21 protein-coding genes are annotated in these 26,984 nt (G+C 72.6%); 5 read left to right on the top strand and 16 right to left on the bottom strand.

Annotation, left to right across the window (positions count from 1 at the left end):
- Positions 1-2: 2 nt before the first annotated feature.
- The 9 genes from PV343_RS32940 to PV343_RS32900 all read right to left on the bottom strand — a co-directional run bounded on the left by PV343_RS32940 (position 3) and on the right by PV343_RS32900 (position 11,611).
- On the bottom strand, positions 3-1,553 hold the full coding sequence (locus PV343_RS32940; protein ID WP_319150709.1) for an NCS1 family nucleobase:cation symporter-1: 1,551 nt from the start codon (positions 1,551-1,553) through the stop codon (positions 3-5).
- A gap of 145 nt (positions 1,554-1,698) precedes the next feature.
- Positions 1,699-2,718 (bottom strand): TIGR03842 family LLM class F420-dependent oxidoreductase, encoded by a 1,020-nt coding sequence (locus PV343_RS32935; RefSeq protein ID WP_319150708.1) that lies wholly within the window; start codon positions 2,716-2,718, stop codon positions 1,699-1,701.
- A gap of 11 nt (positions 2,719-2,729) precedes the next feature.
- Positions 2,730-4,133: a dihydropyrimidinase gene (hydA, locus tag PV343_RS32930; protein ID WP_319150707.1), complete on the bottom strand. Its 1,404-nt coding sequence runs from the start codon at positions 4,131-4,133 to the stop codon at positions 2,730-2,732.
- Positions 4,134-4,248: 115 nt separating this feature from the next.
- The gene (locus PV343_RS32925; protein ID WP_319150705.1) at positions 4,249-5,091 is read right to left on the bottom strand and encodes a nitrilase-related carbon-nitrogen hydrolase; all 843 of its coding nucleotides are present in this window, start codon (positions 5,089-5,091) and stop codon (positions 4,249-4,251) included.
- Positions 5,092-5,246: 155 nt separating this feature from the next.
- A complete protein-coding gene (locus PV343_RS32920; protein WP_319150704.1) occupies positions 5,247-6,824 on the bottom strand; it encodes a PucR family transcriptional regulator in 1,578 nt (525 codons plus the stop codon).
- Between the two features lie 17 nt (positions 6,825-6,841).
- Positions 6,842-8,125, bottom strand: a complete 1,284-nt coding sequence (locus PV343_RS32915) for an aspartate aminotransferase family protein (RefSeq protein ID WP_319150703.1) — start codon at positions 8,123-8,125, stop codon at positions 6,842-6,844.
- Positions 8,122-8,964, bottom strand: a complete 843-nt coding sequence (locus PV343_RS32910) for a nitrilase-related carbon-nitrogen hydrolase (RefSeq protein ID WP_319150701.1) — start codon at positions 8,962-8,964, stop codon at positions 8,122-8,124. Before PV343_RS32910 ends, PV343_RS32915 begins: the two co-directional genes overlap by 4 nt.
- A gap of 239 nt (positions 8,965-9,203) precedes the next feature.
- Positions 9,204-11,234: a hypothetical protein gene (locus PV343_RS32905; protein ID WP_319150700.1), complete on the bottom strand. Its 2,031-nt coding sequence runs from the start codon at positions 11,232-11,234 to the stop codon at positions 9,204-9,206.
- 125 nt (positions 11,235-11,359) lie between these two features.
- The gene (locus PV343_RS32900; protein ID WP_319150699.1) at positions 11,360-11,611 is read right to left on the bottom strand and encodes a helix-turn-helix domain-containing protein; all 252 of its coding nucleotides are present in this window, start codon (positions 11,609-11,611) and stop codon (positions 11,360-11,362) included.
- 65 nt (positions 11,612-11,676) lie between these two features.
- On the opposite strand from PV343_RS32900, the gene map reads away from it, so the two are divergent.
- The gene (map, locus tag PV343_RS32895; protein ID WP_319150698.1) at positions 11,677-12,453 is read left to right on the top strand and encodes a type I methionyl aminopeptidase; all 777 of its coding nucleotides are present in this window, start codon (positions 11,677-11,679) and stop codon (positions 12,451-12,453) included.
- A gap of 642 nt (positions 12,454-13,095) precedes the next feature.
- Positions 13,096-15,675: an ATP-dependent Clp protease ATP-binding subunit gene (locus tag PV343_RS32890; RefSeq protein ID WP_319150697.1), complete on the top strand. Its 2,580-nt coding sequence runs from the start codon at positions 13,096-13,098 to the stop codon at positions 15,673-15,675.
- Between the two features lie 38 nt (positions 15,676-15,713).
- Here PV343_RS32890 and ggt read toward each other — a convergent pair whose 3' ends face one another.
- Positions 15,714-17,513, bottom strand: a complete 1,800-nt coding sequence (gene ggt, locus PV343_RS32885; RefSeq protein WP_319150696.1) for a gamma-glutamyltransferase — start codon at positions 17,511-17,513, stop codon at positions 15,714-15,716.
- Between the two features lie 142 nt (positions 17,514-17,655).
- On the opposite strand from ggt, the gene PV343_RS32880 reads away from it, so the two are divergent.
- Complete coding sequence (locus tag PV343_RS32880) at positions 17,656-18,408, top strand: hypothetical protein (protein WP_319150695.1); 753 nt, start codon at positions 17,656-17,658, stop codon at positions 18,406-18,408.
- 106 nt (positions 18,409-18,514) lie between these two features.
- Positions 18,515-20,080, top strand: a complete 1,566-nt coding sequence (locus PV343_RS32875; protein ID WP_319150694.1) for a CocE/NonD family hydrolase — start codon at positions 18,515-18,517, stop codon at positions 20,078-20,080.
- A gap of 395 nt (positions 20,081-20,475) precedes the next feature.
- Here PV343_RS32875 and PV343_RS32870 read toward each other — a convergent pair whose 3' ends face one another.
- Genes PV343_RS32870 through pcaC form a run of 4 tightly spaced genes read right to left on the bottom strand, consistent with a single transcriptional unit; the run spans position 20,476 to position 23,700 of the window.
- Positions 20,476-20,895 (bottom strand): DUF6278 family protein, encoded by a 420-nt coding sequence (locus tag PV343_RS32870; RefSeq protein ID WP_319150693.1) that lies wholly within the window; start codon positions 20,893-20,895, stop codon positions 20,476-20,478.
- Positions 20,896-20,910: 15 nt separating this feature from the next.
- Complete coding sequence (locus PV343_RS32865; RefSeq protein WP_319150692.1) at positions 20,911-21,690, bottom strand: exodeoxyribonuclease III; 780 nt, start codon at positions 21,688-21,690, stop codon at positions 20,911-20,913.
- Between the two features lie 46 nt (positions 21,691-21,736).
- Positions 21,737-22,372 carry an MBL fold metallo-hydrolase gene (locus PV343_RS32860; RefSeq protein ID WP_319150691.1) on the bottom strand — a complete coding sequence of 212 codons (636 nt, stop codon included), beginning with the start codon at positions 22,370-22,372 and terminating at the stop codon, positions 21,737-21,739.
- A 35-nt stretch (positions 22,373-22,407) separates the two neighbouring features.
- The gene (gene pcaC, locus PV343_RS32855; protein WP_319150690.1) at positions 22,408-23,700 is read right to left on the bottom strand and encodes a 4-carboxymuconolactone decarboxylase; all 1,293 of its coding nucleotides are present in this window, start codon (positions 23,698-23,700) and stop codon (positions 22,408-22,410) included.
- Positions 23,701-24,050: 350 nt separating this feature from the next.
- Between pcaC and PV343_RS32850 the strand changes: the two genes are divergently transcribed.
- The gene (locus PV343_RS32850; protein ID WP_319150689.1) at positions 24,051-24,212 is read left to right on the top strand and encodes a hypothetical protein; all 162 of its coding nucleotides are present in this window, start codon (positions 24,051-24,053) and stop codon (positions 24,210-24,212) included.
- 136 nt (positions 24,213-24,348) lie between these two features.
- On the opposite strand, the gene PV343_RS32845 is transcribed toward PV343_RS32850, so the two are convergent.
- Entirely contained in the window at positions 24,349-25,116 is a 768-nt protein-coding gene (locus PV343_RS32845; protein ID WP_319150688.1) for a hypothetical protein, read from the bottom strand.
- Positions 25,117-25,192: 76 nt separating this feature from the next.
- On the bottom strand, positions 25,193-25,366 hold the full coding sequence (locus PV343_RS32840; RefSeq protein ID WP_319150687.1) for a CsbD family protein: 174 nt from the start codon (positions 25,364-25,366) through the stop codon (positions 25,193-25,195).
- Positions 25,367-26,984: the final 1,618 nt, after the last annotated feature.

Here is a 26,984-nt window from a genome sequence, read left to right as displayed (position 1 = left end):
GGTCAGACCGTCTCCTGCCCCGTCTCCTGCGCCGGCCGCTCCCGGCGGCCGGTCAGCACGGTCAGCAGCAGGTACAGCACCAGCGAGGTGCCGAGGCCCACCGCCCAGCCGTAGTCGGCGAGGGACTTGAGGGCGGGCACCGGGCGGCCGTCGATGAGCGGATGGAAGTCCGCTCCGCCGACGGCGAGGACACCGCCGGCGAGGAAGGCGACGACCGCCCGCCAGTTCCAGCCGCCCGCGTACCAGTAGCGGCCGCCGGCCCGGTAGAGGTCGGCGAGGGCGAGGCGGGTGCGGCGCAGGATCCAGTAGTCGGCGACGAGGATGCCGGCGACCGTGCCGAGCAGGCCGCCGACCAGCCCGAGCCAGGTGAAGATGTAGCCCTGCGGGTCGGCATACAGCTTCCACGGGCAGATCACCACCGCGAGGACCGCGGTGATCAGCGCGCCGGTGCGGAAACTCACCTTGCGGGGCGCCACGTTGGAGAAGTCGAAGGCCGGGGAGACCAGGTTGGCCGCGATGTTCACGGACAGGGTCGCCACCAGCACGGTGACCAGGGCGTAGACCAGGCCGACCACGTTGTCCGTCTTGGCGGCGAGCTGGACCGGGTCCCAGACCGGCTTGCCGTAGACCGCCTGCGAGCCGGAGGTGACGAGCACGGACAGGAAGGCGAACAGGGTCATCGTGGTCGGCAGGCCGAGGGCCTGTCCCCAGGTCTGCGCCTTCTGGCTGCGGCCGTACCGGGTGAAGTCGGGGATGTTCAGCGACAGGGTGGACCAGAAGCCGATCATGCCCATGAGGGAGGGCCAGAACAGCTTCCAGAAGTCGCCGCCCCAGCCCAGACTCGACGGCTGGTCGAACAGCGGGCCGACACCGCCCGCCTTGTCACTCATCCACCACAGCATCACGAACGCGCCGACGAGCACGAAGGGCGCGGCCCAGTTCTCGAAGCGGCGGATGGTCTCCATGCCGCGGTGGATGATGGCGACCTGGATGGCCCAGAAGATCGCGAACGACAGCCACATGGTCCACGCGTGGCCGCCGATGTGCCCGGCGTTCGCCCAGCGGTCGCCGATGAGCTTGCCGGCCAGGAAGTAGATGGCCTCGCCGCCGATCCAGGTCTGGATGCCGAACCAGCCGCAGGCCACCAGCGCCCGGACGACGGCGGGCAGGTTGGCGCCGCGCACCCCGAAGGAGGCGCGGGCGAAGACCGGGAAGGGGATGCCGTACTTGGGTCCCGCGTGCCCGGTGAGCAGCATGGGCACCAGGACGATCAGGTTGGCGAGGGCGATGGTGAACACCGCCTGCTTCCAGTCCATGCCGACGGCGATCAGACCGGACGCCAGGGTCCAGGAGGCCGTGTTGTGGGCCATGCCCACCCACAGCGCGGAGAAGTTGTACGTCGTCCAGGTGCGCTTGGCCACCGGGACGGGGAGCAGGTCCTCGTTGGCGTAGGGGCCGCTGGGCTGCGGCGCGCCGGGGGCGATCTCCACCCGGCCGTCGGCGAGGGTGACCTGTGCGGTCGGCGGTATGGCGGTGGGAGCGGTGTCGGTCATGGGCAGGCCAATCGGGAAGGGGTGGGACGTGAGGCCGTGCGGGTGCTCCGTGGGGGGTGCGCGAAGAGGCGCCCTGCCCCCTCCCGGACGTCGGGAGGGGGAGACCGGGAGGGACGGTGCGGCGCGGCCGCCGGCCGCGCCGCGGTCAGGCGTTGACGGCCGGGATGACCTTCGTGCCGTAGGCGTCGATGGCGGCTTCCCTGGCGTCGTGCATGGCGTACACCGCGAACTGGTCGACGCCGAGATCGCGCAGCGCGTTCAGCTTCTCGACGTGCTTCTCGGGCGGCCCGATGACGCAGAAGCGGTCCACGATCTCGTCCGGCACGAACTGGGTGTCCGGGTTGCCGCTGCGCCCGTGGTGCGCGTAGTCGTACCCCTGGCGGGACTTGATGTAGTCGGTGAGCTCGTCGGGGACCTGGGCGGAGTGCTCGCCGTACTTGGCGACCAGGTCGGCGACGTGGTTGCCGACCATGCCGCCGAACCACCGGCACTGTTCACGCGCGTGGGCGAGCGCGGCGGGTGAGTCGTCCTCCGTGACGTAGGCGGGGGCGGCCACGCAGATGGTGACGTCGGAGGGGTCGCGGCCGGCAGCGGCGGCGGCCTCCTTGACGGCCTTCACCATGTACTCGGTCAGGTACAGGTCGGAGAGCTGGAGGATGAACCCGTCGGCCTCCTCGCCGGTCATCTTCAGCGCCTTGGGCCCGTACGCGGCCATCCAGACGGGGAGTTCGGCCCCCGGGCGGATCCACGGGAACCGGACCGTCGTGCCGCCGAGGTCGGCCTCCTCGCCCCGGCCGAGGGCGCGGATGACCTTCATGGCCTCGCTGATCCGGGCCAGGGTGTTCGGCTTGCGGCCGGCGACGCGCATGGCGGAGTCGCCGCGGCCGATGCCGCAGACCGTGCGGTTGCCGAACATGTCGTTGAGCGTGGCGAAGGTGGAGGCGGTGACCTCCCAGGTGCGGGTGCCGGGGTTGGTGACCATCGGGCCGACCTTCAGCCGGGTGGTGTTGGCGAGGATCTGGCTGTAGATGACGAACGGCTCCTGCCACAGTACGGCGGAGTCGAAGGTCCAGCCGTGGGTGAAGCCGTTGCGCTCGGCCCGCTTCATCAGGCTGATGACCTGGGAGGCCGGCGGGTCGGTCTGCAGGACGAGTCCGAAGTCCATGGGCACCGCTCCTAGTTGAGGTACTGGCAGGTCGCGCGCGGGGTGAAGACCCCGTGTCCGGCGCGTCCGGTGTACGCGCGGTCGGTGATGACCGGCTCGCCGCGCGAGAGGACCGTCTCGACCCGGCCGGTGGTCCGCCTGCCCTCGTAGGCCGAGTAGTCGACGTTCATGTGGTGCGTCTCGGCGGACATGATCTGTTCGGCGCTCGGGTCGTAGATGACGACGTCGGCGTCGGCGCCCGGGGCGATGGTGCCCTTCTTCGGGTACAGGCCGAACATGCGGGCCGGGGTGGCGCAGGCGATCTCGATCCAGCGGCGCCGCGAGATGTGCCCGTCGACGACGGCCTGGTGCAGCAGGTCCATGCGGTTCTCCACGCCCGGCAGCCCGTTGGGGATCTTGGAGAAGTCGCCGCGGCCCAGTTCCTTCTGGCCCACGAAGCAGAACGGGCAGTGGTCGGTGGAGACCACCTGGAGGTCGTTGGTGCGCAGGCCCTTCCACAGCGCTGCCTGGTGCTCCCTGGGCCGCAGGGGCGTGCTGCACACGTACTTGGCGCCCTCGAAGCCGGGCTCGGCGAGGTTGTCGGTGGACAGGAACAGGTACTGCGGGCAGGTCTCGCCGAAGACGTTCAGCCCCTCGTCGCGCGCCCGGGCCAGCTCGGCGACCGCCTCGGTGGCCGAGACGTGCACGACGTACAGGGGCGCGCCGGCGACCTGGGCGAGCCGGATGGCGCGGTGGGTGGCCTCGGCCTCCAGCAGGGCCTTGCGGACCTCGCCGTGATAGCGCGGGTCGGTCTCCCCGCGGGCCAGCGCCTGCTCGACCAGCACGTCGATCGCGATGCCGTTCTCCGCGTGCATCATGATCAGGCCGCCGTTCTCGGCGGAGCGCTGCATGGCCCGCAGGATCTGCCCGTCGTCGGAGTAGAACACCCCCGGGTAGGCCATGAACTGCTTGAAGGAGGTGATGCCCTCCTCGACCAGGAGGTCCATCTCCTTGAGCGTCTCCTGGTGCACGTCGGAGACGATCATGTGGAAGGCGTAGTCGATCGCGCAGTTGCCCTCGGCCTTGGCGTGCCAGGTGTCCAGGCCCTCCCGCAGGGTGTGGCCGACGCTCTGCACCGCGAAGTCGACGATGGTGGTCGTACCGCCCCAGGCGGCGGCCCGGGTGCCGGTCTCGAAGGTGTCGGAGGCGAAGGTGCCGCCGAACGGCAGTTCCATGTGGGTGTGGGCGTCGACGCCGCCCGGGATGACGTACTTCCCGGTGGCGTCGATGACCCGGTCGGCGGTGAACGCCTCGGCGGCGGGCGTGCCGGAGGCGGCGAGGGCGGCGATGCGGCCGTCCTCGATCAGGACGTCGGCGTGGATCTCGTCGGACGCGGTGATGACGAGACCGCCGCGGATGAGAGTGCGGCTGCTCATGGTGCCTCTCCTGGGTGGGTGCGGGTCGGGTGGGGCTGGACGCGCCCGGGCGGCGCCGGCCGGCCGCCGGGCACGGACCCGCGCCCCGGCCGGGGCGCGGGCGGCACCTGTGCCGCTACGGAGCGGTCAGCGGCGAGTACGCCCCCGGCGCCCGGTCGCGGTAGAACTGCCAGCGGTCGCGGACCTCGCGGAGCTTGGCGAGGTCGAGGTCCCGGACGACGAGTTCGGTCTCCTTGTCGCTCGCCACCTCGCCGACGAACTGGGCCTCGGGGTCCACGAAGTAGGTCGTGCCGTAGAAGTCGTTGTCGCCGAGGTCCTCCACGCCGACCCGGTTGATGGCGCCGACGAAGTACTCGTTGGCGACGGCCGCCGCCGGCTGCTCCAGCTGCCACAGGTAGCGGGACAGACCGCGCGAGGTGGCCGAGGGGTTGAAGACGATCTCGGCGCCGGCGAGTCCGAGCGCCCGCCAGCCCTCGGGGAAGTGGCGGTCGTAGCAGATGTACACGCCGATCCGGCCGACGGCCGTGTCGAAGACGGGCCAGTCGCTGTTGCCCGGGCGGAAGTAGAACTTCTCCCAGAACCCCTGCACTTGGGGGATGTGGGTCTTGCGGTACTTGCCGAGGTAGGAGCCGTCCGCGTCGATCACGGCGGCGGTGTTGTAGAGGACGCCGGGCTGCTCCTCCTCGTACATCGGCAGGACCAGGACGATGCCCAGCTCCCGCGCGAGCGCCTGGAAGCGCTGGACGGTGGGACCGTCCGGGATCCGCTCGGCGTACTCGTAGAACGCCTTGTCCTGGACCTGGCAGAAGTAGGGGCCGTAGAACAGCTCCTGGAAGCAGAGGACTTGGGCGCCCTGCGCGGCCGCGTCCCGGGCCGCCTGCTCGTGCACCTGGATCATGGACTCCTTGTCGCCGGTCCAGGCGGTCTGGAAGAGGGCGGCACGGATCACTCGGCTCATCGGGACCTCCGGTAGCTCGGTGTAGGGCGAGCGTAGAAAGCCCCGGCGCGTCGTTCGACGGGCACGGTGTCACGTCTGCGGGTGGTCGGCGTGCCACCGTGTCACGAGTGCGCGAGCCCATGTTTCACCGTCGTTTTCCCAGGTCGTGGCATGTTTCACCCCTGTTGCGCGTCGTGCGCGAGGAGCGCGATGTGCACCGAGGCCGCCTGCTCGAAGTCGTCGAGGTCGACGCCGAGCCGGGTCTGTATCGCCTCCAGGCGGCGGTAGAGGGCGGGCCGGGAGACGTGGTGGAGCTGGGCGGTGCGGGACTTGTTGCGGCCGGTCGCCAGGTAGGTGCGCAGCACGCCGAGCAGTTCCTGGTCCGCGCCGCACAGCAGACCGTCCAGTTCCCGTTCGGCGAACGACTGCACCTGCGGGTCGTCCCGCAGCAGCCGTATCAGGCCGCGCAGATGGACGTCGCGCAGCCGGACGACGGCGGGCAGGTCGAGGGCCGCGGAGGAGTCGGCGACGGCGTCGGCGACGTGCCGGGCCTCGCGCAGCCCGGCCGGCACCTCGTCCCAGTCGGCGCGCGGGTCGGCGGCGGCGACCACCGCGTGCGGCGGTGCGGTCCCGGCGCGCAGCCGGGCGGCGAACCGGGCGGTCAGCTCCCGCGCGTCCTGGTCGCGGGGGAGGCTGAGCAGGACGGCGGTGGCGCCGTCGGCCAGCTCGGCGACGAGCCCGGACATGCCGAGGACCCGCAGCACCCGGTCGAGGCGGCCGGGTTCACCGCCCGGCACGACGAGGGGCACGAAGGTGCGCCGGTTCACCGGCAGTCCGGCCGCCCGCGCCCGGGGCAGCAGCTGCCGGGCCGGTACGACGCCGGAGGCGAGGTCGGTCAGCAGGCCCTGCGCGGACTGCTCCTCCCAGCTGTGCGCGGAGCCGCCGAGCATGCGGTGCAGGACCAGGGCCTCGGCGGCCCGGTCGGCGAGCAGTCGTCCGCTGGCCGTGTCGCCCCGGTATCCGCACAGCAGCAGCCGGCCCCAGCGCTCCCCGCGCCCGCCGAGCTCGGCGCGGACCCAGCCGTCGCCCTCGCTGCCGCCGGCCTGGCGGGCGATCCGCTCCCAGTCGCGCAGCACGTCGTCGACGGCCGGCCGCTCCCCCGCCGTGGCGAGCACGCGGTGGGCGAGGTTGGTGACGACGACCGGGCAGCCGCTGTGCCGGGCGACCTCGTCGAGCAGCCGCCCGAGCGGGGCGCCGGCGGTGATCAGCCCGGTGAGCGCGGTCCGTACGGTCTCCGAGAGGCTCACGGCGGCGAACTTCCGCCGTACCAGCCGGGACTGGACCTCCTCCGTCAGCTCGGCGAAGGGGAAGGGCCGGTGCAGCACGACCAGCGGCAGGCCGCACCGCTCGGCGGCGCGGCGCATCACCTCGGGCGGCGCAGGGAAGGCTCGCCCGAGGCCCAGCACGACCGCGGCGGCCTCCGCGCGGTGCAGGGACTGGATGTACTCGGCCTGCTTGGCCTCGTCGCCGGCGAGCAGCACGCCGGTGGTGAGCACCATCTCGCCGCCGCGCAGCATCACGCCGACGTCGGCGGCCTCGGCGACGTGCACCCAGCGCACGGGCCGGTCCAGCTGCGCCGCTCCGGCCACCACCTCGGGCTCGCCGGCCTGGACCCGCTCCAGGGTGAGCACCTGCCGGACGGAGAGGGCGGGTTCCGGGGCGTGGACGTGCCGGGACTCCCAGGTGGTGGTCATGTCCGTGCACCCGTTCTCTAGTACGTGCTCCTCAGGGCGGATTCGAGGATCGCGGCGCCCTCCTCGGCCTCCGCGACGGTCAGCGACAGCGGCGGGGCGATGCGCAGGGCACTGGTGTCGTGACCGCCGCCCTTGCCGATGAGCAGCCCGCCCTCGCGGGCCGCCTCCAGGACGGCCGCGGCCGCCCGCGGGTCGGCCTCGTCGGTGCCGGGCCTGACCAGTTCGACGCCGATCATCAGTCCCCGCCCGCGCACCTCACGGACCCCGGGGAGCTGGGCGGCGACGGCCCGCAGCCGCTCGATGAGCAGTCCGCCGACGCGCCGGGCGTTGCCCTGGAGGTCGTGTTCGAGGAGGTAGGTGAGGTTGGCGAGGGCCGCGGCCATGGTGAGCTGGGTGCCGCCGAAGGTCGAGATGCTGTTGGCGTCCAGGGAGTTCATGATCTCGGCGCGGGCGATCACGCCGCCGACGGAGGAGCCGTTGCCGATGCCCTTGGCGAAGGTGACGATGTCCGGCGGGCCGCTGCGGGCGTGCGCCTGCCAGCCCCAGAAGTGCTCGCCGGTGCGTCCCCAGCCGGTCTGCACCTCGTCGGCGATCCACAGGATGCCGTGGGCGCTCAGCACCTCGCGGAAGGCGGCGTAGAGGCCGTCCGGCGGCGAGGTGAAGCCGCCGACGCCCTGGACGGGTTCGGCGATCAGCGCGGCCGGCGGGCGGGTGTGCCCGAGGATGTCCTGGAGGTCCGCCACGCAGGCGTCGATGAAGGCGCGGTCGTCGAGGTCGGCGAAGGGGCCCCGGTGGCGGACGCCGCCGTGCACGTAGAGGGTCTGCAGCGGGGACAGCGAGGTCGGGGACCAGCTGCGGTTGCCGGTGATGCCGACGGTGCTGAAGGAACGGCCGTGGTAGCTGTTGCGCATCGCCAGGACCGTGTTGCTGCGCCGGTAGGCGGTGGCGAGCAGCAGGGCGGTGTCGTTGGCCTCGGTGCCGGAGGTGGTGAAGAAGACCCGGGCGTCCGGGATGCCGCTCACCTGGGCGATGCGCTCGGCGAGTTCGACCATCGGCCGGTTGAGGTAGAGCGTCGAGGAGTGGATGATCCGGCCGGCCTGGTCACCGACCGCCTTGGTCACCTCGGGCAGGGCGTGCGCGGTCATGGTGGTGAGGATGCCGCCGAAGAAGTCCAGGTACTTGTTGCCCGCGGAGTCCCAGACGTGGCGGCCCTCGCCGTGCGTGATCTCCAGCGGCTCGTCGTAGTAGAGGGCGAGCCAGTCCGGCAGGACGTTGCGGTGGCGGGCGTAGAGGTCGTTCACGGCTGCACCAGCCCTTCGTAGGCGTCGGGGCGGCGGTCGCGGTAGAAGGCCCACTGCTGCCGCACCTGCTCGATGAGGTCGAAGTCCAGGTCACGGACGACGAGTTCCTCTGCCTTGTCGCTGGCGACGTCACCGACGAACTGGCCGCGCGGGTCGACGAAGTAGCTCGTGCCGTAGAAGTCGTTGTCGCCGTACTCCTCCTGACCGACCCGGTTGATGGCGGCGACGAAGTACTCGTTGGCGACGGCCGCCGCGGGCTGTTCGAGCTGCCACAGGTGCGAGGACAGGCCGCGGTGGGTGGCGGAGGGGTTGTAGACCAGCTGGGCGCCGTTGAGGCCGAGTTGGCGCCAGCCCTCGGGGAAGTGGCGGTCGTAGCAGATGTAGACGCCGACCTTGCCGACGACGGTGTCGAAGACGGGCCAGCCGGCGTTGCCCGGTTTGAAGTAGTACTTCTCCCAGAAGCCCTTGACCTGCGGGATGTGGTGCTTGCGGTACTTGCCGAGGTAGCTGCCGTCGGCGTCGATCACGGCGGCGGTGTTGTAGTAGAAGCCGGACTGCTCGACCTCGAAGACCGGTACGACGATCACCATGCCGGTCTCGCGGGCGAGGGCCCGCATCCGGCGGACGGTCGGGCCGTCGGGCACCGGCTCGGCCCAGCGGTAGTGCTCCGGCTCCTGGACCTGGCAGAAGTAGGGGGCGTTGAAGACCTCCTGGAAGCCGATGATCCGCGCACCCCGGTGGGCCGCCTCGCGGGCGTGCTCCTCGTGTTTCGCCACCATGGACTCGGTGTCGCCGGTCCAGGTGGCCTGAACCAGTGCGGCACGTACGACGTTGGCCATGAGCTGCTCCTTCGACGCGACGTACGAGCCTCTACGCCCGTAGAAACGGCCCGTAGAGGGACGAAAGTAAGCCTCGCCGGGGCCCTTGCCAAGACCATCGTCGTCAACCCGCTGAGTCGATCTCGTTTCACACTCCTTAGGGTGATCGGTGCGGTGAACCGGGGACGGCCTCGGGGGTGCCGCGGGGGCGGTCCGAGAGGTGAGCCCCAGGGCCGGGCGAGGGCGGGCCGCGGGGCCGGTCAGGCGGTGAGGCCCGCGACCCGCAGGGCGTGCACCAGGTCCCACTCGCGCTCCTCCGAGACGCCCCGCGCAGCCCGCAGCAGCAGGGGCACGAGGCGGCTGGGGTCCGCGGCGGCGCTGCGGGCGGCCTCCTGCGGGGGACGGACGCGGACGTAGGCGTCCAGCAGGGCCAGCACCTCGCGCCCCCGTCCCTGCGTGTCCAGGCCCAGCACGGCGGCACCGATCTCGGCGGCCGGCCTGACGACGCCCTGACGCAGCAGTTGCCGCCCGTCGGTGGGCCTCCCCGCCGCGGTCAGCGCCTCGGCGGCGGCGACCAGTGGCTCGGCGGGCAGCGAGGCGGCCTCCCAGAGCAGGGTCCCCCAGTCGGCGCCCAGCCCGGCGGGCTCCAGGGCGTCGGCGAGCAGGGGCAGGCGGGTGGCGGGCCAGTGCGCGCACTCGGCGAGCAGCGCGTGCGCCTCGCCGCTGCGGCCCTCCGCCCTCAGCCGCGCCAGCGCCCGTACGGTTGCGGCGACAGCGGCCCCTGCGGCGGGATCCACCTCCGAGGCGGGCTCGCGCGCCGGCGCGCCGGTCTCCCCCTGCTCCCCCGCCCCGGCGAACCGGGCCCCGCGCCCCTGCCCCGGCGCCCCACCGGACGCCTGCGGCACGACGACGGCACCCCCCTCGTCCTCCACCATCCCGGCGAACCGCGCACTCCCCCGCCGCCGCTTGCGCGCCTTCCCTCCGGGAGCGGACGATTCGCCCCCGGCGGGCGACGGGAGGCGGCGCCCGGCATCGGCCCCGGCGGCAGTGCCCCCCAAGACAGCGGACGGCCCGGGCCGCGGAGCGGGGGCGCCGGTCCGTTCGGCGAACCAGGAAGCCTGCGCGTCACCGGAAGCCATGGACCCCGGGACGCCGGACGCCGACGGGTCGGGGCCGAGGACGACGCCCGGGGCGGCGTGACCGACCTCCGGGGCGGCGCGACCGGCAGCATCGGGCACTGCCGCACCCGGAATCGAGGCCGGCCCGCCGGACCGATCGGTGAACCGGGGTGCCCACCCGGCACCGGACTCCGCGGCCGCGGGAACACCGGACACCGACGCGCCGGAACCCGCCGGACCGGGCGCGAAGACCGTGGCGGGGGCGACAGGACCGGCAGCGTCGGACCTTGCAGGACCCGGAATCGAGGCCGGCCCGCCGGACCGATCGGTGAACCGGGGTGCCCACCCGGCACCGGACTCCGCGGCCCCGGGAACACCGGACACCGACGCGCCGGAACCCGCCGGACCGGGGGCGAAGACCGTGGCGGGGGCGGAGGCGTCGGACGTCGTCGGATGCCGGTCGGTCGGCCGGAGTGCTTGCTCGGCACCGGGAGTTGGGGGTTCGTGTGTACCGGATGCCGGCCGCCCGAACCCTTCCGGGCCTGGCGTGGGACCGGTGGCCGGGGCGGCGGGTCCGGCGGGGCGGGTGTGCCTCGGGGCGGGGTGCCCGCCGGTGGTGCCGGGCGGTTCGGCTCCCGTGGGCCCGCCGTCGTCTTCCGGCGCCGCCGGCCGGTCCAGGGCGGCCAGGCGGGCTCGGAGTGTGGCGCAGCGGGCGGTGGCCCGGTCGTGGTCGTCGTGAGCCCAGGCGATGTCGACGCGGAGGGCGTCGGCCTCCTCGCGGGTGCTCGCCGCGGCGAGCAGGAGCGCGAGCTGCGCCTGGCGCTCGACGGCGTACCGCTGGGCCCGGAGCATCGCGTCGAGGTGGTCGCCGAGGGCGTCGCGGGCGCCGGGCAGCGCGTCGAACGCCGCGACGGCGGCCGTGTGCAGGCTCAGCGCGCGCTCCCGCTCCGCCGTGGCCGCCGCGGGGCCGTACGCGGCGGCCATGTCCTGCAGCAGCGCCTCCATCACGTCCCACGGCGGCACCTCAAGTCCGTCGAGGCAGGCCCGCATGCCCTCCGGGTCGCGCCGCCAGAAGATCCCGCACCAGCCCCCGTCCTGCCTCAGGCGCTCCAGGAAGCCGTCCAGGTAGTTCGCGAACTCCCTGAGCTGCCTTGGGAGTTGATCTACCGACATGCCCGACTCCCGCCCGATCGCCAGCGCTCCGGTCGGTAGGCAACACCAGTTGTGTTACGGCACTGCTACGGAGAGTTTTCGGGAAGCATGCGGGCACCTCCCCGCCACACTCCCCGCGGCGCGCGTCAGACGCCCACCGGCGCGCACCACAGCGCCAGTTCGTCCATGGACAGCCCGAGCACCCTGGCCAGCGCGGCGACCGTGAAGAAGGCGGGGGTCGGCGCCCGCCCGGTCTCGATCTTGCGGAGGGTCTCCGCGGAGACGCCGGCCTCGGCCGCGATCTCGGCCATGCTGCGTCCGCCACGGGCCTCGCGCAGCAACTGCCCGAGCCGTTCGCCGCGCTCGCGCTCTTCGGGGGTGAGGGGGGTGCGCACCATGCCGCCCATTCTAATACCGCACCCCGCAGCATCGACCCCATTAAAATACCGGTATAGTAATTGGCATGGTGGAACTGAAGACGGACACATCGATCGACGCGATGCACGCGGCGGGACAGGTCGTCGGGCGGGCCCTGACGGCCGTGCGCGGGGCCGCCCGCGTCGGCGTCTCCCTGCTGGAGCTGGACGAGGTGGCCCGGGAGGTGCTGCGCGAGGCCGGGGCGACCTCCCCCTTCCTCGGCTACCGCCCGTCCTTCGCCGCGACCCCCTTCCCCGCGGTGATCTGCGCCTCGGTCAACGACGCGATCGTGCACGGCATCCCCACCGGCTACCGCCTGCGCGACGGTGACCTGCTCTCCGTCGACTGCGGCGCCGAACTGGACGGCTGGGTCGGCGACTCGGCGACCAGCTTCGTGGTCGGCCGTCCGCGCCCCGCGGACCTGCGCCTGGTCGAGACCGCCGAGCGCGCCCTGGCGGCCGGCATCGCGGCCGCCGTCGTGGGCAACCGCATCGGCGACATCGCGCACGCCGTCGGCCAGGTGTGCCGGGGCGCCGGCTACGGCATCCCGGCGGGCTTCGGCGGCCACGGCATCGGCCGCCGGATGCACGAGGCCCCGGACGTGCCGAACGAGGGCCGGCCCGGCCGGGGCCTCCCGCTGCGGGCGGGGATGGCCCTGGCGATCGAGCCGATGCTGATCGCGAGCGGCAAGGACGGCTACTACGAGGCGGAGGACGGCTGGACCCTGCGCACCACGGACGCCTCCCGAGCCGCCCACGCCGAACACACGGTGGCGATCACCCCGGACGGCCCCCGCGTCCTGACGGCCTGGGAAAACGGCTGAGGGGGATTTCCCGGGCCCGGGGCGCGAGCGGCCTGACTGAGCGGCGGGGGGCATCCGGTTCATGGCCCGGCGGCCGGCTGACCGACACGAGGTACGCGCTGCACGGCCCGACGACCGGCTGACCGACACGAGGTACGCGCTGCACGGCCCGGCGGCCGGCTGACCGACACGAGGTACGCGCTGCACGGCCCGACGGCCGGCTGACCGACACGAGGTACGCGCTGCACGGCCCGGCGGCCCGCCTGAGCGCCGCGCGGGCCGCCCCCAGGGCCCCCGGGGCGGCCCGTCACAGGACAGGGAACGCGTGCCGGCTCGGCAGCCCACCTGAGCAGGGTGCGGCGTTGCCCGGCCCTGCGGCCCGCCTGAACGGCGCCGGGTGTGGAAGGGCGCGATCCTCGCCGCGCCCGCCGGGCGGACCGGTCCGCGCCGCACCCGTGGGTTCCGGCACGCGCCCCGCGCCGAGGCCGCGTGGTCCTCGCTCACCCCGCCGCGGCCGGCGATCGCCCCTCCTCCTCCGGGCACGCCCGGCCGGCGGAGCCCTCCGCGCGTGCCCTTCGCACAAGCTCGTGTCATCGTGGCATGAGCGGCCCGCCCCCGGGTTACCCGGCCGCTCCGCACGTCGTCTGCGAAGGAAACGAAACGATGACCAGCGGTTACATCGGCCCGGAGGATCCCTTCGGCGAGTTTTTCGCCCGCTTCTTCGGCGGGACCGGCGACGCCCGGCCCGGCCCGAGGCACATCGACATCGGCCGCCTGCTCAGCCAGCCGGCCCGCGAGTTGGTCCGTGGGGCCGCGGTGTACGCGGTCGAGCACGGCAGCCGGGACCTGGACACCCAGCACCTGCTGCGCGCGGCCCTGTCGGCCGAGCCCACCCGGAGCCTGCTGAGCCGCGCGGGCGCCGACCCGGACTCGCTGGCGACCGAGATCGACCACCGCGCAGGCCCCGTCCAGCACCCGCCCGGGGAGCTGCCACCGCCGACCTCGCTCTCGCTCACGCCTGCCGTCAAGCGGGCACTGCTGGACGCGCACGACATGGCGCGGGCGAGCGGCGCCGGCTACATCGGCCCGGAGCACGTGCTGAGTGCGCTGGCCTCGAACCCCGACTCGGCGGCCGGGCACATCCTGAACGCGGCCCGCTTCTCCGCGAACTCCCTGCCGCCCGAGGCCCCGGAGGCCACCCAGACCCGGCCGGAGACCCGCCGGCCCACGTCCACGCCCACGCTGGACAAGTACGGCCGGGATCTGACCGAGCTGGCCCGGGAAGGCCGGGTCGACCCCGTCATCGGCCGCGACACGGAGATCGAGCAGACCATCGAGGTGCTGTCCCGGCGCGGCAAGAACAACCCCGTGCTGATCGGCGACGCGGGCGTCGGCAAGACGGCGATCGTCGAGGGGCTGGCCCAGCGGATCGTGGACGGTGACGTACCGGACATACTGACCGGCCGGCGGGTGGTGGCGCTGGACCTGACCGGGGTGGTCGCGGGCACCCGCTACCGGGGCGACTTCGAGGAGCGCCTGAACAACATCGTCGAGGAGATCCGCGCCCACTCCGACCGGCTCATCGTCTTCATCGACGAACTGCACACCGTCGTCGGCGCGGGCGGCGGCGGCGAGGGCGGCGCGATGGACGCGGGCAACATCCTCAAGCCCGCGCTCGCCCGGGGCGAGCTGCACATCGTGGGCGCGACCACGCTGGAGGAGTACCGGCGGATCGAGAAGGACGCGGCGCTGGCCCGCCGCTTCCAGCCGATCCTGGTGCCCGAGCCGACGGTCGAGGACGCCATCGAGATCCTGCGCGGCCTGCGCGACCGGTACGAGGCCCACCACCAGGTCCGCTACACCGACGAGGCACTGGTGGCGGCCGTGGAGCTGTCCGACCGCTATCTGACCGACCGGCGCCTGCCCGACAAGGCGATCGACCTGATCGACCAGGCCGGCGCCCGGGTGCGGCTCGGCTCGCGGACGAAGGGCACGGACGTACGGGCGATGGAGCGCGAGGTCGAGCAGCTCGTCTGCGACAAGGACCAGGCGGTCGCCGACGAGCAGTACGAGCGGGCCACGCAGCTGCGCGACCGGATCGGCGAGCTGAAGGGCCGGATCGCCGAGGCCAGCGGCGGCGACGAGGTCGACGAGGGGCTGCACCTGGAGGTGACGGCGGAGGCCATCGCCGAGGTGGTGTCCCGGCAGACCGGCATCCCGGTCAGCCGGCTGACCCAGGAGGAGAAGGAGCGGCTGCTCGGCCTGGAGGAGCACCTGCACCAGCGGGTGGTCGGCCAGGAGGAGGCCGTGAGCGTGGTCGCCGAGGCGGTGCTGCGCTCGCGCGCCGGGCTGTCCAGCCCGGACCGGCCGATCGGCAGCTTCCTGTTCCTCGGCCCGACCGGTGTCGGCAAGACCGAGCTGGCCCGCGCGCTCGCCGAGGCCCTGTTCGGCAGCGAGGACCGCATGGTCCGGCTGGACATGAGCGAGTACCAGGAACGGCACACCGTCTCCCGGCTGGTCGGCGCCCCGCCCGGGTACGTCGGCCACGAGGAGGCCGGGCAGCTCACCGAGGTGGTGCGCCGGCACCCGTACTCGCTGCTCCTGCTCGACGAGGTGGAGAAGGCCCACCCGGACGTCTTCAACATCCTGCTCCAGGTGCTGGACGACGGCCGGCTCACCGACTCGCAGGGCCGGACGGTGGACTTCACCAACACGGTCATCGTGATGACCAGCAACCTCGGCTCCGAGGCGATCACCGGACGCGGCGCCGGGATCGGCTTCGGGCCGGGCGGCGCGGGCGCGGACGAGGAGGCACGGCGGGAGCGGATCCTGCGGCCGCTGCGCGAGCACTTCCGGCCGGAGTTCCTCAACCGCATCGACGAGATCGTCGTCTTCCGGCAGCTCACGAGCGAGCAACTGCGCAGGATCACGGACCTGTTGCTGGAGCGCACCCGGCGACTGCTGGACGGCCAGGACGTCTCGGTGGAGTTCACCGACGCGGCCGTCGACTGGCTCGCCGAGCGCGGCTACCAGCCTGAGTACGGCGCCCGCCCGCTGCGCCGCACCATCCAGCGGGAGGTCGACAACCAGCTCTCGCGGCTGCTGCTGAACGGCACGATCACGGCGGGCGGCCGGGTCACCGTGGACGTGGTGGACGGGCGGCTTGACTTCCGTGCCGAGCGGCCCGAGCCGCCCGCCCCGGAACCGGCTCAGGAGGCGCCGCCGCTCCCTCCGGCGTCGTAGGGACCCGAGGGAGCGGTCGCCGTCGCCCGCAGCCGCCGCTACGGCGCCGGATGCACCACCATCGCCGAGCCGCCGCCGCGCCGTACCTTCTCGGCGGCGGCCAGCCACCTGCCGTCCGGCAGCCGCTGCACGCCGGTGGCCGCGCCGATCTCGGGGTTGAGCTTGAAGCTGTGTCCGAGGGCTTCGAGGCGGGCGCGCAGAGCGCTGTCGTACAGGGCCGGTTCGAGTTCGGTCTGGGCCGCGTTGCGCTGGCTGGCGCGCGGTGCGGCGATGGCGTCGACCAGCGGCAGGTGCCGGTCCAGGAACCCGGTCAGGGTCTGCAGCACGGTGGTGATGATGGTGGCGCCGCCGGGTGAACCGAGCGCCACCACCGGCCGGTTGTGCCCGTCGAGCACGATGGTCGGCGAGATGGACGAGCGCGGTCGCTTGCCCGGTCCCGGCAGGTTCGGGTCGTGCACGGCCGGGTTGGCCGGGGCGAAGGAGAAGTCGGTCAGCTCGTTGTTGAGCAGGAAGCCGCGGCCGGGCACGGTGATGCCGCTGCCGCCGGTCTGCTCGATGGTGAGCGTGTAGGAGACGACGTTCCCCCACTTGTCGGCGACCGTGAGGTGGGTGGTGTTCTCACCCTCGTAGGTCGTGGGGGCCGCCGTGCCGCCCTTGCCGCAGGCGGCCGGGTGGCGCGGGTCGCCCGGTGCGAGCGGGCTGGTGAGGACGGCGTCGTCCTTGATCAGGCAGGCGCGCGAGTCGGCGAACCGCTGGGAGAGCAGGTCCTTCGTCGGCACGTTCTCGAAGGCGGGGTCGCCGACCCAGCGCCCCCGGTCGGCGAAGGCGATGCGGCTCGCCTCGATGAAGTGGTGCAGGTACTGCACCTCGCTCGCCTTGGAGAGGTCGCTGTTCTCCAGGATGTTGAGGGCCTCGCCGACGGTCGTGCCGCCGGAGGAGGAGGGCGCGATGGAGTAGACGTTCAGGCCGCGGTACGAGGCCCTGGTGGGCGCCTGGAGCTTGGCCCGGTAGACGGCGAGGTCCTTCTCGGCCAGCTTGCCGGGGCGGGCGTTCCAGCCGGAGGCGGGGTCCACGGGCGGGTGTTCCACGGTCTTGACGATGTCGTCGCCGATGTCGCCGCGGTAGACCGCGTCGGTGCCCCGGCGGCCCAGCTCCTCGTAGGTGCGGGCGAGTTCGGGGTTGCGGAACCGGGATCCTACGACCGGCAGCCGTCCGTTCGGCAGGAACAGCTTCGCGGTGTCCGGGAAGTAGCGAAAGCGCGTCTCGTTGGAGGCGGTCTGCGACCGGAAGGTGTCGTCGACGGTGAAGCCGTCGCGGGCGATCCGCTCGGCGGGCCCGAGGACCGTGCCGAGCCGCTCGCTGCCCCACTCGTGCAGCGCCGTCCGCCAGGTCGCGGGGGTGCCCGGGGTGCCGACGCTCAGTCCGCTGCTGACGGCGTCGTTGAAGGCGAGTGGCTTGCCCTTCTCCAGGAAGAGGCCGGAGTCGGCGGACTGCGGCGCGGTCTCGCGGCCGTCGATGGTGTGCACCGTGCGCGAGCGGGCGTCGTAGTAGACGAAGTAGCCGCCCCCGCCGATGCCGGCGGAGTAGGGCTCGGTGACGCCCAGCGCGGCGGCCGTGGCGACGGCCGCGTCGACCGCGTTGCCGCCCTTCTTGAGCACCTCGATGCCGGCGGCGGTGGCGTCGGCGTCCACGCTGGCCACCGCTCCGCCGTAGCCGACGGCGACCGGGACCTTCGCGGTCTTGCCGCCCGGTGCGGCGGGCGGCGCGGCCGCGCCCACCGACACCAGGGCGGCCGAGACCGCCAGAACCGCCAGTTTCCGCGTGCCAGGACGACCCATCCGTACCTCCCGCAGGGACAGTCCGCGCAGCGTAACGAGATTGCCGCTGTACCGACAGTACGCCTCCGGCACGTGCCGCACCGGGCTCACACCTCGAACACGGGTACGTAGGCGGCGTCCGGGCCCGCTAGCATGCGCGGCCATGAACGACGACGTGCGCAACATCGTCCTGGGCGTCATCGCGGCCGGTGTCAGCACCGCGCTGGGCTGGCTGTCCCGTACCTACCTGTGGCGGCGCAAGCTGCGGCGCAAGCAGGCGTTCTTCGGACTGCCGGAGAACGCGGAGTGCCTGCTGGTCGTCAACCGCGACCCGGCGACGGCGGAACACGCCGTGCACCGCTTCGACGTGTTCGCGCTGCTCGAACTCTCGGCCCTGATCAAGGACTGCGGGGCGCACCTGCGGATGGTGACGCAGGACGCGGCACAGCAGGGGGTCGGCGAGCGCACCGAGTTCTGCGTGGGCGGCCCCGGCTCCAACCGGCGGATGCTGGCCCACATGGCGGCGATGCTCCCGGGGGTGCGGGTGAACGTCGACGCGGAACCGGGCCCGGACCGCGGTGCGTTCCAGATCGGCGGCGAGCGCTACCGGATGGACGCCGGGGTCACGGAGTACGTGCTGCTGGCCCGGCTCACCGCCGGCCGGCTGACCCGGCCGGTGTTCCTCTTCTGCGGCCAGCGGGCCATCACCAACCAGGCCGCCACCCGCTATCTCGCCCGTAACCACGAGCGGTTGAGCCGCAAGCACGGCAACGGCTCCTTCGTGCTGCTGCTGAAGGTGGTCAACTCCCAGGCGTACGGCCCCGATCTGGTGGAGCTGGTGGCGGACGTGACCCGGGCGGCACAGGCGCCCCTCCCGGCGGCCGAGGCCCCGGCCGTCAGGCAGCGGGCGTCGTGACTTCAACAAGCTTTACCCGTACGTAACTTACCGACGGGTTACTTAGGGTAAGGTCCGGCGGTTACCGTCGGGTCACTTTGCACTGTCACCAGTCGAGGAGTGACCCATGGGACATGGTCGCGCCACCCTGCGCACCTCAGCCGCCGGAGCCGTCTCGGCCGCCCTGCTCGCCGGCGGCGTCGTCGGCCTGGCCCCGGCGGCCCAGGCCGCGCCGTCCGTGCGCTTCGTGGACATCACGGGCGACGGCGGCACCGTGCTGAAGGCGAACGTCGTGACGCCCGAGGGCGCCGACGGCACGCACGCCTACCCGCTCATCGTGCTGCCCACAAGCTGGGGCCTGCCCCAGGCGGAGTACCTCGCCCAGGCACAGAAGCTCGCCGACTCCGGCTACGTGGTCCTCACTTACAACGTGCGCGGGTTCTGGCAGTCCGGCGGCGAGATAGAAGTGGCCGGTCCGCCGGACATAGCGGACGCCTCCAAGGTGATCGACTGGGCGCTGGACCACACACCGGCCGACCCGCGCCACATCGGCATGGCGGGCGTCTCCTACGGCGCCGGCATCAGCCTGCTGGCCGCCGCCCACGACAAGCGCATCAAGGCGGTCGCCGCGCTCAGCGGCTGGGCCGACCTGATCTCCTCGATCTACTCGGGCCGCACCCAGCACGTCCAGGCCGGTGCCCTGCTGGACGGCGCCGGCATCGTCACCGGCCACGAGAGCCCCGAACTGCGGCAGATCTTCGACAACTTCTACGCCTCGAACCTGAGTAAGGAACAGGAGATGATCGACTGGGGGCGGAAACGTTCCGTCGCGACCTATGTCGACCAGCTCAACCAGAACGGCCCCGCGGTCATGCTCGCCAACGCCTGGGGCGACACCGTCTTCCCGGCGAACCAGTACGCCGACTTCTACGAGAAACTGACGGTCCCCAAGCGGCTGGAGATGCGCCCCGGCGACCACGCGACCGCCGAACTGACCGGTCTCTTCGGGCTCCCCAACGACGTGTGGACGGACACCGGGCGCTGGTTCGACCACTACCTGAAGGGAGTCGGCAACGGCATCGACAGCGAGCGGCCGGTCCAGCTCAAGTCCCGTAGCGGGGCCGGGTACGAGGGCTACCCGGACTGGAAGTCGGTCGGCGCGACCCGCCGGAAGATCGCCCTCGGCGGCTCCAGCACCATCCACGCCAACGTCGACTCGGGCGCGGATGGTGGGATCGTCTTCCTGTCCTCCATTCTGGACCAGGTCGCCCAACTGCCGCCCATGGCCTCGATCCCGCTGCTGCCGCGCCGGTGGGCGGCGGTGTGGCAGTCGGAGCGGTACGGCGCGCCGCAGCAGGTGCGCGGCACGGCCACGCTGCACACCACGCTCACGCCGACCAAGGAGAGCGGCACCCTGATCGCCTATCTGTACGACGTCGGGCCGCTGGGCTTCGGCAAGTTGGTGACCAACGCGCCGTACACCTGGTACGGGCGCACCCCCGGCGAGCCGTTCGGCGTCGACCTGGACCTGTTCTCCACCGCCTACGACGTCCCGGCCGGGCACCGGCTCGCGCTGGTGGTCGACACCGTCGACCCGCTCTACATCGAGCACAACCCGTCCGGCGCGCAGCTGACCTTCTCCTCGCCGTCGGACGACCCGTCATACGTGTCCGTCCCCCTGCGCGAGCAGTGATCTCCGGCTGCCGCCGGACGAGCCTGGCCCGTGTGTACTGCCGCCCCCTACGGTTTCAGGGCCGTGGGGGGTACCCCACCGGCAGTGGCGTCATCCCGTAGTGGGCCGGCGGGGCCGGCGTCACCACAAAGGGATGAACGGCAAAGCGTAGTCGAGGTCTGCCGGGTTGCGTCTCCCGGTGTCCGTCCGCGGCCCCCATCCGCTCTCCGGCCTGGCGTTTCGTGTCGTGGACTGTCGGCCCGCAAACTATCCACCCGCCGGGTGCCCCGGGGGGCGACACGCACCGTGCGGGCATTAGCCGTATTTACGTCGCATACGTGACGTTTGTCGCATTCATGTGTCGCGTTCATGCGGTGGGGCCTCGTCGCGCGGCTCCCCGGCGCTCCCGCCCGCCCTCAGAACTCGGAGACCTCCGCGTAGAGCTGGGACAGTTCGGGGACGCCGTTCGTGGCCCATTCCCGGCCGGACTGCACCACCTCGACCTCACGGCCCGAGGCGAGCCGCACGACGGGTTCGCCGTCGGACCGGATCCGCCAGGCCGCTCCGGGTACCGTGCGCACGACGACCGTGCCCAGGTACAGCCCCGCGTCGTTGCCCAGCCAGGGCAGGATCTCCGCGTCGTCGCGCCAGCGCGGGACCACCTGGTCCAGCGCCTCGAGCGAGGCCGGGGTGTCGTCGAGCCGGACGCCGGCCTCCTCCGCCTGCGAGCGGAGCAGTTCGCATTCGGACAGGAGCGCGGCGATCGACTCGGGGTCGGCCGGGAGCGCCGCCGTACCGCTTCTGTCGTGCCGGTGGCCCAGGAACGGAATGTTCATGGGCCAAGCCTGGCATCACACGTCCAGGTCGACCACCACCGGCGCGTGGTCGGACGCACCCTTGCCCTTGCGCTCCTCGCGGTCGACGTAGGCGTCCTCGACGGCCTTGGCGAACGGCTCGTTGCCGTACACGAGGTCGATGCGCATGCCGCGGTTCTTGGGGAAGCAGAGCTGGCGGTAGTCCCAGTACGTGAAGGGGTGGTCGTACTTCAGCGGCCGCGGGACGACGTCCGTCAGGCCCGTCCCGCGCAGCGAGGCCAGCGCGGCCCGCTCGGCCGGGGTGACGTGGGTGGAGCCCTCGAAGACGGCCGGGTCGAAGACGTCGTCGTCCGTCGGCGCCACGTTGTAGTCGCCCAGCACGGCGAACGGGCGGCTGCCGGCGGCGTCGCCGGCCACGGCGGCCCTCAGGGCCTCGATCCACTGCAGCTTGTAGGCGTAGTGCGCGTGCTCCACCTCGCGGCCGTTGGGCACGTACACCGACCAGACGCGGACCGGGCCGCAGGTCGCCGAGACGGCGCGCGGCTCGGTCACGCCGTCGTAGCCCGGGTCGCCGGGCAGGCCCTTGACGACGTCCTCCAGACCGACGCGGGAGAGCACCGCCACGCCGTTCCACCGGCCGGTGGCGTGCACCGCAGCCTCGTAACCCAGCTCGCGCAGCTGGTCGAACGGGAACTGCCCCTCGGCGATCTTGGCCTCCTGGAGGCAGAGCACGTCGGTGCCGCTGCTCTCCAGCCAGGCGAGCAGCCGCGGGAGGCGGGCGGTGATCGAGTTCACGTTCCAGGTCGCGATGCGCATGCCTCACAACCTACCCGGCGGGTCCGACAACGCGGACGGCCGCGCGTCAGACCTCGGCGGACGCCCCCGGGGCCAGCCGCAGGTGCTCGGCACCGCCCAGATTGCCGAGGTGGGTGTCGTAGATCGGCCGCGCCAGGTCCGTGAGCAGGGCGTCGTGGACGTCGTAGACGCGTCCCGGCGCGACCTCGCGAACGTAGTCGATCACTTCGGCGATCTTGTTCCACGGCGCCTGCACCGGGGCCAGCAGCGTCTCGACGGGCTGCCCGGGGACGGTGAGGGCGTCGCCCGGGTGGAAGACCCTGCCGTCGTCGATCAGGTAGCCGACGTTGGTGATCCGCGGCAGGTCGGGGTGGATCACCGCGTGCAGCTCGCCGTGGACCTGCACGTCGAAGCCGGCGGCGGTGAAGGTGTCGCCGTGGCCGACGGTGTGCACCCGGCCGGGGAAGGCCGCCGCGAGCCGGTCCGCGACGGCCCGCAGGGTCCAGACCCCGGCGGCCGGGTTCGCCTCCAGCGCCGCCCGCAGCCGGCCCTCGTCGAAGTGGTCCGGGTGCTCGTGCGTGACCAGGATCGCGTCCGCGCCGACGGCCGCGTCCCGCTCGGTGAACCCGCCGGGGTCGAGGACGAGCGTGCGCCCGTCCTTCTCCAGGCGGACGCAGGCGTGGGACTTCTTGGTGAGCTTCATGCCTCCCCATCCTGCCGGGTGCGGCGGCCGGGGACTCACTCCGCGGGCGTGGTCTCCTCACGGATGACCTGCTGGGCCACCCGGAAGGCGCTGTTCGCCGCCGGGACGCCGCAGTACACGGCGGCCTGCAGCAGCACCTCCTTGATCTCGTCCGGGGTGAGGCCGTTGCGCAGGGCGGCGCGGGTGTGGGCGGCCAGCTCCTCCAGGTGGCCGCCGGCGACCAGCGCGGTGAGCGTCACACAGCTGCGGGTACGGCGGTCCAGGCCCGGCCGGTCCCAGATCTCGCCCCAGGCGTAGCGGGTGACCAGCTCCTGGAAGTCGCCGGAGAAGTCGCCGGCCTGCGCCAGTACCTGGTCCACGTGCGCGTCGCCCAGCACCTCGCGGCGGACCTTCAGACCGGTCCCGTACCGGTCGGGCTCCCCGAACGGCTGCGCCTGCGGTACGGCGGCGGGGGCGATCTCGGCGCGCGGCGCGAACCGGGGCGCAGCGGCCGGCGCCGGGCTCACCGGGGCGGCCGGCAGGGCGGTCTGGCCGGTGTCGAAGGGCTGCTGCCAGGCGGTGGAGAAGTGCCGCACCAGCAGGTCGGTGACGGCGGCGGGCTGCTCCACCGGCACCAGGTGGGAGGCGCCGGGGACGACCGCGAGCCGGGCGTCGGGGATCCCGGCGACCAGGGTGCGGGCCTCGGCGGGGCCGGTGACACGGTCGTCGGACCCGACCAGCACCAGCGTCGGCACCCCGACCCGGCCCAGCTCGGGCCGCACGTCGAAGCCGGCGAGCGCCTCGCAGGCGGCGATGTAGCAGCCGGGGTCGGTGGTGCGCACCATCTGCACGGCCCACTCGGTGATCGCGGGCTGGGCGGCCGCGAAGCCGCCGGTGAACCAGCGGTCGGGCGCGGACCGGGCGATCGGGTCGAGGCCGTTGGACCGCACGACCACACCGCGCTGGCGGAACTCGTCGGCGGTGCCGAACCTCGGCGAGGCGGCGACCAGCGCGAGCGAGGCGAGCCGCTCGGGGCGGCGCAGCGCCAGCTCCAGGCCGATCGCGCCGCCCAGGGCGCAGCCGGCGTAGCCGAAACGCTGCACCCCGAGCGCGTCCAGGGTGGCCAGCAGCCGGTCCGCCAGATCGGCGACCGAGCCGGCCGGGCGGGCGGGCGCGCCGCCGTGGCCCGGCAGGTCGAACCGGAAGACCCGCCACTGCTTCGTCAGCTCGGGAACCTGCCGGTCCCACATGTGCCAGGTGGTACCCAGGGAGGGGCCCAGGATCAGGACAGGTGCGTCTTCCGGCCCGTCGAAGCGGTACTGCAGGGTGCTCGGTGGTGTCTCGCTCACCCGTCAGACCCTCTCATCTCTCACGACTGCCCCTGTGACGGGGGGCATGCTTGTATGGTCCTGAACAGGTGGGACCTCCCTGACCGATACCCACCACCGTGAGCAGCTGCGGAGCGTGGTGTTCCACGAGCCGGGCCAGGCGGTCGTCGGAGTCCTTGATCTGTTCCGTGAGCTGTCCGATTCGCCGGGTCAGCAGACACATGGTGATGCGAGGTGGCCTGCAGCACCTCCTCTTCAACGGACCCCAGCAGGCGGGCACCGCCGGGAGCGGCGCAGTCGGGACTTGTCCAGACACGTTTGCGACAGGGGGCTGGAAGGAGTCAGAGTCCGAGGGCGCACAGGAGGCGACCGTGACCGTTCTCGCGATGTTTCTTCTCATCATCGGGGCGATTTTGATCCTGCTCGGGACGCTCCTGGTCGCCATCGGGGTGATCGTGATCTTCATGGGGATTGTCCTGATCGCCATCGCTGCCTTCCTGCTGATCCGGAGAGTGCTGAGGCACGGACAGTAGAAAAGGGCAATGCCAGGCGAGTGTCTCCACGAGCGGGCCAGGCGGTGGCTCGGTCTGGCCTGCGCCGAGCGCGAGGCCGAGAAAAACGGGATCGCATCAAGCCGTACGCGTCGAGCTGTCGTTGACGCCTGGTCGGCTAGGCCGCGGTTTCCGTGATGAGGACGGCGGCGGTGACCGGGCCCGGGATGTCGCTGGTTGCTGCGTCGGCCACGGCGTACCGGACGGCGCGGGCGACTTCCAGCGGATGGTGCCCGGGGGCGACCGCGAGCTGGACCTCGATGTGGCGGCCGGGCGGATCGTCATGGTCCACCACCTTGACCGGGAGGCTTCCCAGCACGGCGGTGAGGCGGGCAACGCCCGAAACACCCGCTGCGACGTCCGCCAGCTCCCCGACGGGCCCCCGCATGGACTCTGTTCCGGCCACCGCGGGCGAGCTGCGCGCGACTGCAGCCTCCGGCACTTGCCTCATGGCCCTCGCCGCGGCCCGCGACCCCACGCCTGCCTCCGAGCCCTCATGGAGATCCGCGACGTGCAAGTCAGCTGTCACGGTGGCCAGGCCGAGCCGTTCCGTGGCCGCGTCGAGCAGTGCGCTCCTCAATTGGTCGGCGGTCTGGGGCAGCGGCTGCCTCAGGGATGCCGTGAAGACGGCCTCGATCCTGAGCGGACCAGGCGGTAGCGCACCGGCCGGCGGACGGACGGCCGGCTCGGACACAGGCTCGAGCGATGCCGACCCGATACGCAAAGACTCCAGCCGGACACCGAGAATCCCGGCGGCCGCGCGCCCAAGAGCCCCGACGGCCGCTTGCTCGGTGATCCACGTCCCGTCGTCGGGCCCGCCGAGCGGAAGCAGCCGACCCAGGTCGAGCCGGCGCCGCACTGCCTGCGCCCACGCCTCGCTTTCCACCGAACCCACCCTCTTCTTTCATGGCCGCGGTTCCGCAACGCCCCTCGGCGTTGCCTTGGTCGGGTTCACGGGGTGGTCAGTGTTTGAAGGCATCCCTGATCTTTGCCCCGGCCTGCTTGAGGTTGCCCTTGACCTGGTCTCCACGGCCTTCCGCCTGCAAGCGCCGACTGCCGGTGGCACGGCCGGCTGTCTTCTTGGCACCGCCCTTCATCGCTTCGGCTCTGTGCGCGATCTTCTTCGCGATACTCATGAGTGGCCACCCTGGGTGAGTTGTCATGCGGGGTGTGGCAGGAGGACTGTCCCGTGGTGCTGACGTCAGCTCTCTGTGCGTGCGGTGGCGGCCTACCGGGGGCGGGCCGGTGCTCGAGAACGTGCGGTCTGCTCCGACGACCGCCATCCGGGGCCGGAGGTAGATCACCGTTGGGTGAGTTCCCCCCGCGTGTTCGCGGTCTGCGCGCGGGCGAACTCGCATGGGCCGACCAGGGCGTTGCGGTCCGTCCTGGTGGAGGCCGTGTCGCGAGGGTCCGCCTGCTCCCACAGTAGAACCACACACACCGTCCGCAAGGCCGCTGAGGGGTACGCGCGTGTAGCAAGATCGCCGCCCCGGCGCCGGGCCTTTCCGACCTGCTGAACCTGAACGGCCTCGTCGCGCGTGCCGGAAGCGTCGGCCTCATCGCGGGCGCGCTGCTGCTCGTGATCGCCGTCAACCGGGTCGGCGCCCTGCGCGGGTGTCTGCGCGCGGTGCGGCAGAAGGAGCAGGACCCGGGAAACCCGATCCTGCCTCAAGCTCAAGGATGCCGGTGTGCCGGCTCGCCCCGGATTTCTCCGATGCCTTTCCGCAGCCGCCCGGTTGTCAGATTCCGGCCCGTTCGGACCCACCGCGGCGAAGGGCCGGGGACTATGCTGATGAGCGGACGCCCAGGACCCCGGTGGACGCACGGCCTGCTGACCACGATGCCACGGGAGCGGATTCTCGTCCGGACCCGTCGCATCTCCGAGGAGATCCCTGTCGGGCACCGAATCTCGGAGCGCGGAACCCCGACCTGGTGACCCACTCACGTCCTCGTACGCCCCGACCTCGGTCGCACCCCGCCGGGTACGAAGCCCCGCGCCTCGCGGACGGTGCCCGGTAGCGGTCCCGAGAACACCTGAACGGCTGGAACAGAGGTGTCATGCCTTACTCTGCGGCTGCCCATCCGCCTGCGGGGCTCGCGTCCGCTCGCGCCGCCCTCGCCCCTTCCAGCGAGCGGGGGCGCCATGATCATCTCTCGGGCCCGCGGTCAGCCGTGGAGCGGAGGCGGTTGCGAGCAGCCCGCCGTGGAAGCGATGTGCCCGCGCCGGCTCAACCGCCGGCAGCCCGCCTGTTGCCCCGGGGATCTCGCGGGTCCGTCGCGGAGTCCCGTGCGGCGGCGTCCGGCGAAGACGCGCGCGAGCCGAGCCCGGAAGTCTGCCCAGGACGTCTCGCCGTCGCCGCACGGCGGCCCGGATTCTCCGTGGTGTTCTCGGAGGCCGCGGCCCTGGAGGGCTGCGGGTTCGGACCTTCCCCGGGGTGGCGGCGCCGGCGGCTCCGCCACGCGGCCCCAGCCCCCCGTGCCGTACGCGGTGACGGCTTCGGGTGGCCGGGATTCGACGGAGCGCTGCCACCTGCCGCCGGAGGGATCACCGGCGCCGGCTCCGCCGGGCTCCTGGCTCACCCGCACGAGCGGCACCGGGATGTGACCCGACGGTTGCAGGAACCGCTCCTCTCCGAGCGCCAGGCATCACTCGGTGTCGCCTTGGCGGACCGGGCCGACGAGCCGATCGTGGCCTCTCTCCGCTCCTGGCGCGGGAAAGGCGTCGGAAACGTCCGCGGGCCGGCCGACGGTGCC

The sequence above is a fragment of the Streptomyces sp. WI03-4A genome (assembly GCF_033792105.1).
GTDB lineage: Bacteria > Actinomycetota > Actinomycetes > Streptomycetales > Streptomycetaceae > Streptomyces > Streptomyces collinus_A.
The sequence above is the reverse complement of the archived record's forward strand: the minus strand, read 5'-3'. Positions and strand labels throughout refer to the sequence as shown.

What these genes read in the sequence shown, in the direction of transcription:
- PV343_RS32865 (WP_319150692.1), bottom strand. Translation starts at nt 21,690, where the DNA reads ATGCGCATCGCGACCTGGAACGTGAACTCGATCACCGCCCGCCTCCCG.
- PV343_RS32910 (WP_319150701.1), bottom strand. Translation starts at nt 8,964, where the DNA reads ATGGCCAACGTCGTACGTGCCGCACTGGTTCAGGCCACCTGGACCGGC.
- PV343_RS32880 (WP_319150695.1), top strand. Translation starts at nt 17,656, where the DNA reads ATGAACGACGACGTGCGCAACATCGTCCTGGGCGTCATCGCGGCCGGT.
- PV343_RS32875 (WP_319150694.1), top strand. Translation starts at nt 18,515, where the DNA reads ATGGGACATGGTCGCGCCACCCTGCGCACCTCAGCCGCCGGAGCCGTC.
- PV343_RS32905 (WP_319150700.1), bottom strand. Translation starts at nt 11,234, where the DNA reads ATGTCGGTAGATCAACTCCCAAGGCAGCTCAGGGAGTTCGCGAACTAC.
- PV343_RS32920 (WP_319150704.1), bottom strand. Translation starts at nt 6,824, where the DNA reads ATGACCACCACCTGGGAGTCCCGGCACGTCCACGCCCCGGAACCCGCC.
- ggt (WP_319150696.1), bottom strand. Translation starts at nt 17,513, where the DNA reads ATGGGTCGTCCTGGCACGCGGAAACTGGCGGTTCTGGCGGTCTCGGCC.
- PV343_RS32860 (WP_319150691.1), bottom strand. Translation starts at nt 22,372, where the DNA reads ATGAAGCTCACCAAGAAGTCCCACGCCTGCGTCCGCCTGGAGAAGGAC.
- PV343_RS32940 (WP_319150709.1), bottom strand. Translation starts at nt 1,553, where the DNA reads ATGACCGACACCGCTCCCACCGCCATACCGCCGACCGCACAGGTCACC.
- PV343_RS32840 (WP_319150687.1), bottom strand. Translation starts at nt 25,366, where the DNA reads ATGAGTATCGCGAAGAAGATCGCGCACAGAGCCGAAGCGATGAAGGGC.
- PV343_RS32900 (WP_319150699.1), bottom strand. Translation starts at nt 11,611, where the DNA reads ATGGTGCGCACCCCCCTCACCCCCGAAGAGCGCGAGCGCGGCGAACGG.
- PV343_RS32870 (WP_319150693.1), bottom strand. Translation starts at nt 20,895, where the DNA reads ATGAACATTCCGTTCCTGGGCCACCGGCACGACAGAAGCGGTACGGCG.
- PV343_RS32935 (WP_319150708.1), bottom strand. Translation starts at nt 2,718, where the DNA reads ATGGACTTCGGACTCGTCCTGCAGACCGACCCGCCGGCCTCCCAGGTC.
- PV343_RS32925 (WP_319150705.1), bottom strand. Translation starts at nt 5,091, where the DNA reads ATGAGCCGAGTGATCCGTGCCGCCCTCTTCCAGACCGCCTGGACCGGC.
- hydA (WP_319150707.1), bottom strand. Translation starts at nt 4,133, where the DNA reads ATGAGCAGCCGCACTCTCATCCGCGGCGGTCTCGTCATCACCGCGTCC.
- PV343_RS32890 (WP_319150697.1), top strand. Translation starts at nt 13,096, where the DNA reads ATGACCAGCGGTTACATCGGCCCGGAGGATCCCTTCGGCGAGTTTTTC.
- map (WP_319150698.1), top strand. Translation starts at nt 11,677, where the DNA reads ATGGTGGAACTGAAGACGGACACATCGATCGACGCGATGCACGCGGCG.